Consider the following 12,393-nt stretch of genomic DNA (forward strand, 5'->3'; position numbering starts at 1 on the left):
GTTCGCTCCGCTGCGTGCAGGCCATTGGCGCGCAGGGCGGAAGCGCGCCAGTCTGCTGAATGGGGGCACGCCGGGGAAATGACCGCCCGGGATATGCATATCGGGTTTTCGACTAAGCGCCGTCGTTGCTCGCCGCGTTGACCGGCGATGGGCGGCGCATAACGAAAAACGGCGGCCCTGCGGCCGCCGTTCTAGTCCTGCAGTTACCGGTGCGCTGCGTCAAGCGGCGGCGGTGGCCTGCTGGCTCTGGCGCTGCACCAGCGCGTTGAAGCGCGCCAGCGAGCTCAGGTGGTGGTGGACCAGGGCCAGGTAGCCGTTGCGGTGCCAGGCCAGCACGACCTCATCAGGCAGCTTGGCCAGCTTTTCCACGTCCACGACGTGGAAGCCGTTGACCGACATCTGCTCACCGCTGTTCAAGGTCACATCGATGCTGCGCTCCACCAGCAGGTCTTGGCCCAGCAGGGCGGCCGTGAACTGACGGGTCAGCTCGTGCTCGCGGGTGAAATCGCCGCAGAAGCGCATGGCGTTGTCGACCATTTCGCTGGCCTTGCCGTCCACGAACAGCGGCTCGCCTTCCTCGCTGGTGCCCTGGTTGACCTGCTCGGCATCCACGTCCAGGCCCAGCAGATAGTCGCCCTCGGCATCGGCCTGCATGAACACGAACGGATAGCGGCGCACATACGCCGGGGCGTAGACGTCTTCGGCCCACTTGCCGTCGTTGACGAACAGGTTGCTGCGGGCCAGGCCCACCGCGACGATCGGCGCAGCGTCCTTGCCGGTGAACAGGATGGGGAAGTGCTGGGCGGCGAGACCGAACTCACCCACCACCGCCGGGATCGCATTGGTTTCGGCGGCAAACGACACGGTGCCGGGCAGCAGGCGCCAGGTGGCGTGCAGATCCGATTGCAGCGGCATCGGCTGGCGGTAGAACAACGGGCCGGAAGCCTGGGCCGGTGCCGGCGGAGTAGTGGTTTCAGCAGTCATGGAATAGGTCAGGTACGACGCGCCAGACGGCCCGGGCGCGAAAGCGGGCACTTCATTGATCGTTCACTATAGCGTGGCTTTTTGACGATTTCCCCCTTGTCGAGCGGGATTTCCTCCGCGGAGCGTCTTCCGGCGCCTTGCCAGCAGCGTTCCGGCCTCCGGTCGCGGCGCGGACCGGCGCTTCTACAGCTCGGTGAACTCGGCGCAGTCGGGCAAAGGGGCATCGGGCTGGAACCCACTGCCGTCGAAGCGAAACACCCGCTGGTAGGAACAGGTCCGGTCGGTTTCGGTGCGCTGGTCCTTCTTCTGCAGCCGGCTCCTGGCCGACGAATCCCGCAGGCGAGAAGCACCGGCGGGAAAACGGGTCGCCGTGGTCTGGTAGCGCAGTACCGGCATGCCCTGCCCGGCCGGGTCGAGGGTCAGCGCGATAGCGAAGCTGTATTCGTCGTGGCAGGCCCCGGCGCGGAGGTCGCTGTCCTGCTCACTGAAGCAGGCGCGGATCATCGCACTGCCTGCGGCAGGCAGCACCAGCACCTCCGGGTCGATCTGGATGCCGTCGTCCTGGTGGTAGACGCGGCTCAGCGTGAGGGTCGACGCGCTCGCGCCACCGCCGGAATAGTCCGTGGTCCAGCCCCGTGTCACGCCCACCAGCACATTCTCCAGGGCGGCCTGCCGCGGATCCGCCGGGGCCTGCGGTGCCCCCGTGCTGCGCGCCATGCGCACGATGAATGGCCACGGCGTCACCGCGGCATCCTCCGCCACCGGGGGCAACGGAATGAAGCGATGCCGCGCGCCGCTCTCGCCGGGAACGCGTTGCGCTACCTCCAGCACCGCGGCCTGGTCTTCAGCGCTGTGCGTCGTCCGCACGCACCAGTGCTGGTCGGCGGTGCAGTAAAACGACGAGTCGCGCTCGCCTGCAGGCTGTGCCGTGGCCTGCGCCGGCTGCTCGATCAGCGCCTCCATGCGGTTGCCGGCCCGGTCCTGCACCGGTCCAGCGGCGTGTGCGCTGCCGACCATGGCCAGCAGTGCAAGACCGATACGGGTGGCGAACGGCGTCCATCGAGGGTGTGCTGGCATTGTCTGCGTCCTGCTCGCCATGCGGCGTTGCCTTGTCGAACCTCGCATCTTAGACCAGCGACGGCAGCGTTCAGCGCACGCCCTCCAATGGCCCGCCTGCACCGGTCACTGCCACGCAGGCATGGTCCTGCAGTTCCTCACCGCTGGCCTCGTTGCCGGTGGCTGCATCCAGGCGGGTGGCCAGCAGCACGAATCCCGGCGCGCCATCGTGCGCCCGGGTACCGGCGACCACCAGCGACCAATGGCCGATGTCCTCAGCGCCGGCCAGCTCGTTGGCCAGCAGCTTGATCGGGTTGTCCTGCAGGGTATCGCCCGCCAGGCGACGGGCCTGGTAGCGGTGCCCACGCAACAGCTCGGGCAACGGCTGCCAGCGCGTGTCGATGCCGGGCGCCATCCGCTGCAGCTGCGCCAGCACGTCCGCACGCAGGCAATCCACATGGATGTGCAGTTGGTGTTGTGAGCGCCCGTGCGGCGAATTCAACGCCAGGCTGGCCACCTCGCGCGGCAGGCGCTGGCCCAACGCGCGTTCGGTCCGCGCGCGCGCCTCCCAGGCAGCGGCAAAGTAATTGGGCGCATCGGCGCGCAGCAGCGCCGGGCTTTCAATCCCGCTTACCCGGTCCAGCGGCAACAGCAGGAACTGGTAGTGGCCATGCGAATCCTTCAGTACCACGTCGCGATGGGCGGCCTGCGGGCGCACCGCCAGGCAGCTGCCCTGCAGTGCGCGATCGGGGCGGCAGTCGCGCTGGATGATGCCCCACAGTGCATCCGGGTTGGGCGGCGGTTTGGCCGTGGGCAGCGGTGCGGTGGTACAGGCGGCCAACAACAGCAGCACGCCGGGCAGGAGCAATCGGTGGATCACGGCAGGACTCGGCAACGGGCACAGGAACGGCCCGGGCAGCGGGCCGGCGCCAGTTTACCCGTTGCAGCTTTACCGCCGGGCGACAGCAGCGTGCCCAGGCGATCCGGGCTCAGGCCGGCACGGTCTGCTGCTGCGACGCGGTGGCAGCGGCCTCCACCTCGCTGGGGGTGTACTTGGTGTCACCGAAGTACAGCACACGCCACTGCGCGAGGTTGCCGATGAACCAGTGCGAGATCGAATCGTGGCCATAGCCGTCGAAGAACGTCTCCACGGCCGCGGGCAGCAGTTGCTTGTTGTCCCAGGCCTCCAGCATGGTGCGCTCGGCCAGGGTCAGGCGCTTGCCACGCTCGCGCTTCCTGCGCAGGCTGACCATCTTGCCCAGCAGCGTATCGGTCTCGCTGGCCAGTCCCTTGCGCTGCTTCTTGACCTCGGCCAGTTCATCGCCGCGGGCGGTCAGCGCATCGGACACCCGGTTCCACTCGGCCATCTGTTCGCTGCTCATGTCGCCCGCCCCCCCCTGGGTGCCATACGGGTCGCCCAGTTGTCCGCGGCGCCGCCGCAGGGTTTTCACCTCCGCCTCCAGTGCGTCCTGGCGCTGCTGCAGCCGCTGCATCGAGGGCAGATTGTCGCCACGCGCCACCCGCACCTTGAGCCAGCGGTGCAACAGTTCCATGTGGGCCGCCTGCACGTCCTCCATGCGCCCGCGTTTGATCCGGATCGCCTGCAGGTAGGCGTTGTAGACCGCCTGCAGTTCAGGGTCGGACTTGTCGAAATCGGCGCGTACCGATGGATCCAGCCGCGTCATCGGGTGCAGCAGCACGCCGCCGGCCAGGGCGATGTCGTACATCTCGTTCAGGGCGAACCGGGCGATGCTGTTCTGGCGCCCCTGGTGCTGCGGATCGTAGCCGCCGCCCACGTCCGAGTGCCCCCCCGGATACCAGATTTCCTGGGTATTGTCGGGATAGCGCGCATCATCGCGGGTGGAATCCAGCGGGAACTGGCTGCGCAGTTCGTGCGCGGCGGTCATGTGCACCGACTGCACCACCATCGGCGGGATGCGCATGCCCTCGCCCCAGCCGTTATGACCATTGCCGGCGTTGACCGCCGCATGCGCCAGGGTGGGCCAGACCGACACCACCGTGTCGTACAGGCCGACGAAGCCGATACGCATCGGCACCTTTTCCCTGTACATCCAGCTGCCGTCGCTCTGGCGCTTGCACAGCGCTACAAGGTCGCGGATGAAGCCACGCGCCTGCGCGGCGCCCCGCGAGAAGCCGAACACCGAAACATTCACCACCACGATGCGCATCTGCGCGGCCTGCTGGGAGAGGTGGGTATCCAGTTCCTCCAGCGCATGGTCGATGCGCTCGCGCCCGCCCTTGCCGATCGCCAGGCCCAGCATGCCGCCGCTGTCGCCCACCTCCGGGCACGCGGTGCCTACCCCGGCCAGATAGGTGGACAGCACATTGCGGTGGCCATCGACACGGGCGTTGTACAGCCGGGCGATGTTGGACAGCGCGCGCTGATCTTCCTGCTTGCCCATTTCGGCATCGCGGTTGTTGCCGGTGCCGTCGAAATACACCGTGACCTGCAGCGACTGGCTGCAGCCGGTGGTGGCCTCTTCCTTTTCGGGCAGGGTGCAGCTCTGCGCGGCTTGCCGCTGCTGGCGCTCGGCATCGGTCATCGGCCGCGTGCCCCTGGCCAGCCGCGCGGTACGCGCGGTGGCATCGGCGTCGGCCACCGGCTCGGGCGAGCCGGGTTCCAGGTCAACCTGGCCGGGGATGGCGGTGGGGTCAGTGGCGGTCATGGGCAATGCACTCCTTCATCTACCGGTGCCAGGCACCGGGCGGTTTCCTTGGAGAACGGGCGACGCATGCTTACCGCCCTTCGTTGGCGATGTGGCCCTTGGGGATTTTTTCCCGGCGCAGATCCCAGTAATCCTTGCCTCGCTCCACCAGCTCCGCTTCCACCCGCCCGTCCTGGTAGAAATGCAGCAGCAACGTGCGCGGATCAGCCGGATAGGGCTGCCTGACCGTCACCTGCGCGGACTTCGGCTCGCGCGGGCCGACCTCTTGGTAGGTGTTGGTCTTCAGGTCATAGCGACCGGACAGTTCCCAGTCCACCTTGAGTGTGATCGGCCCGGCATTCGCGCGCGGCGCCAGCGGCCCCATCACCGAGCCCCCGTTGGTGTAGGCAGACACGCCCCCCATCCATTTGCCGTCCACGCGCACGTCACGCAGGTAGCGGTCGCTGTAGTTGAACGCAAACAATGTCAGGTAGGGCGAGGTCGGCTTGCTCTTGGCCATCGCGCGCGAACACCCGGCGCCGATCAGCACGATGGCCAATGCCGCCAGTACTATCCAGAGAATCGATTTGAGGCTCAGCATGCAGGCTCCAGGGCAGGATCATCGATAGCGCAGGGCGCGGTGTACATCACCAGGTTTCCTCCATCGGCCAGACCTCGTCCCCGATCTGTCTGGCGCTGCGGCGCCCGGCGGCGAAGTCCTGCAATCGACGCTGCCAGGCGGGGGTGTCGATGACCTCGGCGCCGGCCAGAAGCGACCAGGTGCAGACCATCAGCACGCGAGCGCTGTCATGGATACCCAAGCGTGCCGCCACGTCCACGGCATCGCGCAGGAAGGCGTACCAGTTCGATGCTGGCAGCCGGTCCAGCAGCTCCGGATCGGTCAACTGGTAGTGTTCGATCAAGGTGTACGGATACGCCGAATCGATCAATACGCGGCGCTGTTCACTCTCCAGCGTCCACGCCAGCGAATGGGGATCGTGCTGCGGGCAGGTCAACTCCAGGCTGTCCCAGCGGTGATCATGGGTCACGAAATGCCAGCGTTCGCCGATCGCAAGGAATGCCTCGCGCTGGATCGGCTCCAGCGCGTCCACCCACCACGGCAGCACGCGCCCGTCATAGAACCGCGCAATGAACGCCTTGCCGTTCGGATAACGCGCGTCCAGCCGCCGCATCAGGCGCTGCAGCAGGACCTCCTGGGCCAACGACGACTCCACCACCGTGGCCGCGCCAAGTGCCTTGGCATGCGCGTCCAACCGCAGCAGCAGCGCCTGCGCCGGCAGCTCGGCCGGCAACCGCGCCAGGTACACCGAGGCATCGGCGCTGCCATCGGCGAGCAGGCCATCGAACAACCGCGATGCCGCGCCGGGCAGGAACTGCAACACGGCCTGCGGCGCATCGCATTGCGCGCCATCGAGCACGAGGTAGCGATGCTGTTCCGGCGCCAACGGCTGCCACTGGGTGTCCGGGAATCGAATCCTCGTCATCGGTCAGCCTTTGGGTGTCAGCGGTGCTGCACGTTGCGCCGCCAGCAGCAGGCACTCCTTGCACACCGATTGCGGAAACACCGGCAAGGGGTAGTTGCCACTGCCACCGGGCTGGAACGATTTGCGCGCCGCGTGCACGGTGATGTTGCCCGGCGCGGTGAAGGTGATGTTGCCCGCTTCGATGGTCATGCTGGCACCACCGGCGGTGGCCACATGCACGGTGCGCCCGGCTGCCATTTCCAGCGCGGCCTGGGCACTGGCACCGCGCAATGGTGCCTGCGACTGCACGAAAATCTGGTCGCTCTGTGCCAGCAGCTCTAGGGTGCCGGTACCACTGACCACACTCAGCGTGTTGGCCTGCGCGCCCTGCCCGGTCCGCGCGGCGGCAAGCACGCCGATGGCCTGGCGGCTGTGCCAGCGCGCCTGCCCCATCACCACCGATTCACTGGCATTCCCACTGCCCAGGGTCAGTGTTTCGCCCAGTGCCCAGTGCAGGGCCTGCCCGGACACCTGCACCACCCCGGCCGGTGCCGCCATGCCCAGCAGCGGATCGCCGGTATGTGGCACGCGTGCCGGGCCGGCCCCGGCATTGCGGTCGGTCGCATCGCCACGCGCATTGTCATAGCCATCGCCACTCACCGCCGTGCGCGCACTGCGCAGCATCGCGGCCAACGGCGCGGCATCCTCGACCAGCCGTGAGCGGCCCGGACGTGCGACGCCTTCGCTATCGGCCAGGCGCACCGTCTTGTGCGTCGTGGCGGCCTCGGCAAAGGTGCTGCCCAGCGTCTGCAGTTGGCTCAGCAGTGCCACCGGCCCGGCCGTGCTGCCAGCCGGAGCGGCCCCCTGGCCGGCATAGGCACTGAGCCACAGCCCGGCATGCCCGCGCACGCTGCCCCATGCATCACTGCGCAGTTCAAAGCCCTCGCCGCGCAGGCTGCCGCGGAAATTGTCGGCCTGGTGGATCAGATGGCCCAGGCTCAAGCCGGTCGCCGCCTGGGTAGTGGCCAACTGCAGTCGCAACTGGGCGTCGCTGTCGTCGAACAACAAACGGCTATGGCCCTGCCCGCCCCACTCGCGCGACTGCATGCCCCAGATCGCGCCAGCGTGCCGATGCGCCTGCTCGCCGCTGCCGGCGGCGTGCCAGGCCGGGGAGTGCCCCCCGCTGAGATTGCCCTGCGCGCTGGCCATGGCATCGCCGGCCTGCGCGTACCCGCGGGTATCGGCATCGGCACGGCGCCCGCCCGGTGTCGGCACACTGCCGGCTTCGCCCTGGCCGTTGTAAAGGCTGCCCAGCACCACCGGGCGGTCGATGTCGCCCTCCAGGAAACCCACCAGCACTTCCTGGCCGAGCCGCGGCAGGAACTGGCTGCCAACACCCGGGCCCGCATAGCGCTGGGTGACCCGCAGCCAGGTGCTGTCGCTGCGGGTCCCTGCGCCGGTCGCTGCGCCCTGGAAATGAAAGCGCACGCGGATCCGGCCCAGGCTGTCGGCATGCACCTCGCGGCCCCCATCCGACGCTGCGCCCGGCGCCGCCACGACCACGGCGGTCTGGTAACCCGGTGCGAGCGGTCGCGGATTGAGCCGCATGCCGCTGTCGTCCTGCAATACCGGGCGCCATGCCTGCGCGCGCGGCAGCGCGGTAAACCGGTTGGCATAGCCATGGGCCTGCGCCCGCGCCAGCAGGCGGGGATCGACGACGTGCGGGTTTTCGCTGCGGGCGTCCCAGGCCGCCAGGGCCTCGCGCAGGTCCACTGGAAGATTGTTGATGCCCAGGTGCTGCACCCCGGTCAGCAGCAGCTCGGCCGGTACACCGGCCGGCAGCGCGGTGAGCTGCAGCCATTGGCCCGCCGTGCTGCTGCGCAGGGAGCTGTTGCCCTGCCAATGCTGTGACTGCGCTTCGGCGGCCTGCGCCATCAGCCCGGCGTATCGATCCGCGTCGACGCTGTCGGCATAACTGTAGGCCCCGGACGGGTCGTACACCTCGCGGGTTTCGCCGCTGCCACCGCCCGCCAGCGGCACACCGACGGCCACCGAACGGCTGGCCTTGTACTCATCGCTGTGCAGCGTCAGCCGCTGCGCACCCAGCCGGCGGTGGCGCCCCAGCGCCTGCACGGCGTCCTCGGCTTCGGTGGCCTCGGCACGATGGAAGCGGACCCCGCCGCGTGCCTGCGACACCACGTCCTGCGCCTGCACGGCCGCGTCGGCAAACAGCACCAGCAGGTGGCCGGCAGTCTCCTCGGCGCTGTCCTGCACACGCCAGCCGAGGCCTTCTTCGGCCAGCAGGCGCTGGATGAAATCCAGATCGGTTTCGCGATACTGCACGCAGTAGCTGCGCGCTCGCGCGGCGTCGAGAAAGTCGGCGGTTTCCTCGCTCCAGCGCCAGTGCAGTTGCCCGGCATGGGCGGTGAACACCGCATCGACGATCTGTTGCACGCCCATATCCTGGAACACACGACTGTGCCGGCCCTGTTCAAGCAGGCAACTGGCATCGCGCAGCACCACCCGGTAGCGCGCCAAACCACCGTCATCGCCCAGCAGGTGGGCTTCGGTGATCAGGCCATGGCGTGGCAGCCATTGGCCATCGGCCAAACGGGTCTGCAGGCAGGCACCCTGCCCCAGCCAGTGTTCCAACGGCAGGTCCGGATCAAGCGCCAGCAGCTGCACGTCGTACTGGAATCCGCGCGAGAGGCTTTCCTCCCCCATCCAGCGTTCCACCACCACCGGCGGCGCATCCGGCAGGTCCAGCCGGTACAGACGATCCCCGTCCAACAACCGGGCCGCCTGTGTCATCAGGTTCCGCATTGCTTCCATGGCTCACCTTGGCTTGCACGTCCCGGCCCCCGCCGGTGACGCTTCCATCCCCTGTACGGGCGAAGGTAGCAGATGCAAAACCAACACGCACCCCGCACGGGGCGGCACGGGTCAGCGCCATGTCAAGCGGGTAACGGTGTCAGTACGTGGCGTACGGTACTTCCACGATCACCGGCACACCCGGCTTGCCCACCGGGCGCAGCGTGAAACGATCCAGCGTGCCGTCTTCATCGGCAAACGTCGTGGACTGGACCTGCAGCCGGTAGCTTGTCGCCCCGGCCTTCACCAGGCCCGTGGCATCGATGCTGGCATTGGCCGGCAGCAGCAGCCCACCCAGATCGCTGTAGGCTTCATCGGACTCGTGGAAGGCGTAGGCCTGCAGCGGACCTTCCCGCTTCATCTCGTACACGCGCGGCTCATACGGCGGCGCGGTGTCGGTGCCCTCGTTGAGGACGTTGGAAATCCAGACACCGGGCAGCTTGTACTGCGCCTCCAGCGTGTTGGCATCCAGGCGGTCGCTACTGACCACCATGCAGCAGACCACGCGATTGGCTTCCCGATCCAGGATCGAGAAACGCGTGCCCTTGGCCACCGCGACCGGCAGCATCGCGAAGGCAAGGTCGTCCTGCGCCGGCTCGATACCATTGGCCGAATGCAGGTTGCGCCAGCCACCGAACACCGGCGCCGCCGCTGCGGCCTGCGCCGCGGCATCCAGGCCGACCGCCAATCCCAGCGCCAGCAGCAGCGCCTGCGTGATGTTCCTGCCCTGCATTGGTTTCGGTCCCTTCTGACGATAGTGACTGTGCCCGGCACCGGCATCCACTGCCGTGCCATCTTCACGAAGCGTCGACACTATGCGTCAACCGGGGATGCCAATCAATTGGCGGGCTGAATGGCCGCTTCTCCGATTCCGCCATTACTCCCGAATGGGATCCTCTCCTCGTTCAAGCCTGCCTCCGGGCCAGTCAGCGGGTAGTCCGGATGGCCCAAGGAGAGCGACGTGACAAAAATCTTCACTTCACCACTGCGCAGGAAATGCACGGCCATCCGTGCTGCCTTCGCGTCATACGTCGGAACAGCCACTACCTGGCGTTTGTACGTCTTCAGATCGCTGGACCACTCCACCTGCACTTCCAGACCAGGCTGCCATGTGTCGGGAATCAGCACGCAACAAACCGTCGACCCTCCACCGCTGTGGGCAAAAACGGAGCCACCGCCACTTCCGTTGAGAAGGACCTCATAGATATCGGTATCGGTATGGTTGTAGCCAACCACCCCCACTGAGCTCGTCTTGGCACGGACCTGGCAGGCGCCCAGCGTCAAGCTCAGGACAAACAACAGCCCCAGCAGCCAGATGGGTTTCAGGTGCATGGTCACTCGCTTTTCCCTCTGCCGCTTCGAACTGGCAAGCGTGCACTGTACCCCAGCGCGTTGGCATCGCGCGCACGGTACACCCAGCGTCCACCCGCGGCGGTTTACATGCGCCCGGCCATTGACTGTGGCCCCGCTGGTAAGTCAGCCGCCCATCGCCATGCCGAGCTGCTGGAACGCGCCACCGATGGAGGGGACATTGGCCGGCGGCAGGGTGGCCGGATCGCGGCATTCCTGCGGCCTGATCCCAGCGACGCTGAAAACTTCGCGGTAACGCAGGTAGCCGTAGGTGTTGAGCTTTGGAATGTTCAGCTCCGTATACGTGCCAATGTAGAAGCCGGCGAGCGAATCATGTACGTAGTTGTCAAACAGCACGGTGCTGGCATCAGGTACCGGCGTACGATCCAATACCACGTTCAACAGGCTGCTGCTCTCAGCCGGCAGGGCCGCGTAGTTGTATGCCGGCTGCGAGGCGCGGGGAGATGGCTCGAACCCAGGGCGGCCGGTCCTGCGCGCATCTTCCATACGCTTCTGCGCATCTTCCATCTGTTTGCGGTGCGCCGCCATGTCCTTCCGGCCTTGCCCAAGATTGGCTACCAGGTTGCCAAAATCGCGCTGCGCCTTGGCAAGATCATCGCGATCCTCGGCATCGGACTGCTTGTAGAAGGGTTGCTCGAACAGGCTCTCGGCGCCATTCCAGAAACGCTTGCCCTTCCAGGCCACATACTGCATGGAATGTCCACGTATTTGCTGTGCATGCGCACCTGTGCCGATACCGTGGCCGCTCAGCCAACCGTTGTAGTCCCGAATCAGCTGTGGATGGCACCCGAAATGCATGGCCGATAGCGAGGTCTGCCTGACTTCCTCCATCGTTCTCAGCAGCACACCAGCCTTGATCGCCTCATGATGCATGTCAATCAACGTGATCTGCGACAACTTGGCCGTACCATCAGCCTTGCCTCCGACGAAATCCTTGCCCTGTCCGCCCGGCGAATAGCCCCCACCGACATCCGAATGCATGCCCGGATACAGCACCTCCAACCCACTGTTGGCCAGGTCCACCGGGAAGTTGATGCGTTGCTCATGCAGGGCAGCAAAGTGAACGCACTGCTTTGCTTCCGGGTGGATACTCATCATCTCACCGGACGCCCAGTCCCATTTGCCTTTCGATAGTCGGCTCATTGCAGCAATACCGACGGAGGCCACGGTGTCGAAAATTCCCATGAAATTCAGATGCAGCGGAATCCCGGCGACGTTGTAGCCACAGCCACTGCCCCACACCTCCGAAACTTCGTACAGCCGATGGACGAACGCCCGTGCCTGTGCCGCACCCCGCGAAAAGCCGAACACCGATACATGCACCGATTTCACTCGACGCTGGTGGCCCTTAACGACACCTTCGAGCCGTGTGGCAACCGCACCGAGGATGGATCGGCGCAAGACGCCCTCCAGTAGACGGGTCTCGCTCAAGGAAGCCACCAGCGGCTTCAACTGATCCGGTGGAATCAGATCCGCCGCGTTCAGGTATTGATGGACCGCATTGAATATCTGCAGGATGGCCCAATGAATCCGGTCAGCCCCGTATTTGGCGGCGCCGCCACCCAGCATGTCGCCATCCCGGTTGGTGTCACCCACATCGGCAAAGGGCGTGCCTACACCGGGAACATAGAAGTTGAAGAAGCCATTCTGGCGCTCCTGCAAGCTGATATCGTAGAGACGTGCAACGTTGCTGTGCCCGTTGCGCACCAGCTGTGTCTGCACACTGCGTGTCTTGCCGGAAACAAAGGTCCCCTCCCATTCCCGGTTGTTGCCGGTACCGTCGAAGTAGATGTTTACGTGAACCTGGCCCTGGCACTCCGAGCCCGTTTCACGCAGGCAGGCCAACGCCCTGGCCCTGAGTTGCGCCTCGGCACCGCTCAACTTCCGTTGTCCATCCGCTGGCATCGGTTGCGCGCCGGTGGCTGTGCTACCGCTCATGACTCTCTCTCCTTGTTCGGCAC

10 protein-coding genes are annotated in these 12,393 nt (G+C 66.4%); all 10 read right to left on the bottom strand.

Features of this window, described 5'->3' with window-relative positions:
- Positions 1–219: 219 nt before the first annotated feature.
- Positions 220–984: a SapC family protein gene (locus tag AC3IR9_RS11230; RefSeq protein ID WP_489290816.1), complete on the bottom strand. Its 765-nt coding sequence runs from the start codon at positions 982–984 to the stop codon at positions 220–222.
- Between the two features lie 183 nt (positions 985–1,167).
- Positions 1,168–2,061 carry a hypothetical protein gene (locus AC3IR9_RS11235; protein WP_489290818.1) on the bottom strand — a complete coding sequence of 298 codons (894 nt, stop codon included), beginning with the start codon at positions 2,059–2,061 and terminating at the stop codon, positions 1,168–1,170.
- A gap of 70 nt (positions 2,062–2,131) precedes the next feature.
- Complete coding sequence (locus tag AC3IR9_RS11240; protein ID WP_489290820.1) at positions 2,132–2,920, bottom strand: CDP-diacylglycerol diphosphatase; 789 nt, start codon at positions 2,918–2,920, stop codon at positions 2,132–2,134.
- A gap of 109 nt (positions 2,921–3,029) precedes the next feature.
- Positions 3,030–4,727, bottom strand: coding sequence for a phospholipase effector Tle1 domain-containing protein (locus AC3IR9_RS11245; protein WP_489290822.1), 1,698 nt, complete (start codon positions 4,725–4,727; stop codon positions 3,030–3,032).
- Positions 4,728–4,797: 70 nt separating this feature from the next.
- A complete protein-coding gene (locus tag AC3IR9_RS11250; RefSeq protein ID WP_489290824.1) occupies positions 4,798–5,307 on the bottom strand; it encodes a DUF3304 domain-containing protein in 510 nt (169 codons plus the stop codon).
- A gap of 46 nt (positions 5,308–5,353) precedes the next feature.
- The gene (locus AC3IR9_RS11255) at positions 5,354–6,211 is read right to left on the bottom strand and encodes a DUF4123 domain-containing protein (RefSeq protein WP_489290826.1); all 858 of its coding nucleotides are present in this window, start codon (positions 6,209–6,211) and stop codon (positions 5,354–5,356) included.
- A 3-nt stretch (positions 6,212–6,214) separates the two neighbouring features.
- Positions 6,215–9,022 carry a type VI secretion system Vgr family protein gene (locus tag AC3IR9_RS11260; protein ID WP_489290828.1) on the bottom strand — a complete coding sequence of 936 codons (2,808 nt, stop codon included), beginning with the start codon at positions 9,020–9,022 and terminating at the stop codon, positions 6,215–6,217.
- 139 nt (positions 9,023–9,161) lie between these two features.
- Entirely contained in the window at positions 9,162–9,794 is a 633-nt protein-coding gene (locus AC3IR9_RS11265; protein WP_489290830.1) for a decarboxylase, read from the bottom strand.
- A gap of 104 nt (positions 9,795–9,898) precedes the next feature.
- Positions 9,899–10,393 (bottom strand): DUF3304 domain-containing protein, encoded by a 495-nt coding sequence (locus AC3IR9_RS11270; protein WP_489295800.1) that lies wholly within the window; start codon positions 10,391–10,393, stop codon positions 9,899–9,901.
- A 144-nt stretch (positions 10,394–10,537) separates the two neighbouring features.
- Positions 10,538–12,370, bottom strand: a complete 1,833-nt coding sequence (locus AC3IR9_RS11275; RefSeq protein WP_489290831.1) for a T6SS phospholipase effector Tle1-like catalytic domain-containing protein — start codon at positions 12,368–12,370, stop codon at positions 10,538–10,540.
- Positions 12,371–12,393: the final 23 nt, after the last annotated feature.

This window comes from Stenotrophomonas sp. GL_101 (assembly GCF_057835675.1).

Excerpts from the sequence above, each read along its gene's own strand:
- AC3IR9_RS11235 (WP_489290818.1), bottom strand. The coding sequence starts at position 2,061 with ATGCCAGCACACCCTCGATGGACGCCGTTCGCCACCCGTATCGGTCTT.
- AC3IR9_RS11250 (WP_489290824.1), bottom strand. The coding sequence starts at position 5,307 with ATGCTGAGCCTCAAATCGATTCTCTGGATAGTACTGGCGGCATTGGCC.
- AC3IR9_RS11275 (WP_489290831.1), bottom strand. The coding sequence starts at position 12,370 with ATGAGCGGTAGCACAGCCACCGGCGCGCAACCGATGCCAGCGGATGGA.
- AC3IR9_RS11255 (WP_489290826.1), bottom strand. The coding sequence starts at position 6,211 with ATGACGAGGATTCGATTCCCGGACACCCAGTGGCAGCCGTTGGCGCCG.
- AC3IR9_RS11270 (WP_489295800.1), bottom strand. The coding sequence starts at position 10,393 with ATGCACCTGAAACCCATCTGGCTGCTGGGGCTGTTGTTTGTCCTGAGC.
- AC3IR9_RS11245 (WP_489290822.1), bottom strand. The coding sequence starts at position 4,727 with ATGACCGCCACTGACCCCACCGCCATCCCCGGCCAGGTTGACCTGGAA.
- AC3IR9_RS11265 (WP_489290830.1), bottom strand. The coding sequence starts at position 9,794 with ATGCAGGGCAGGAACATCACGCAGGCGCTGCTGCTGGCGCTGGGATTG.
- AC3IR9_RS11260 (WP_489290828.1), bottom strand. The coding sequence starts at position 9,022 with ATGGAAGCAATGCGGAACCTGATGACACAGGCGGCCCGGTTGTTGGAC.
- AC3IR9_RS11230 (WP_489290816.1), bottom strand. The coding sequence starts at position 984 with ATGACTGCTGAAACCACTACTCCGCCGGCACCGGCCCAGGCTTCCGGC.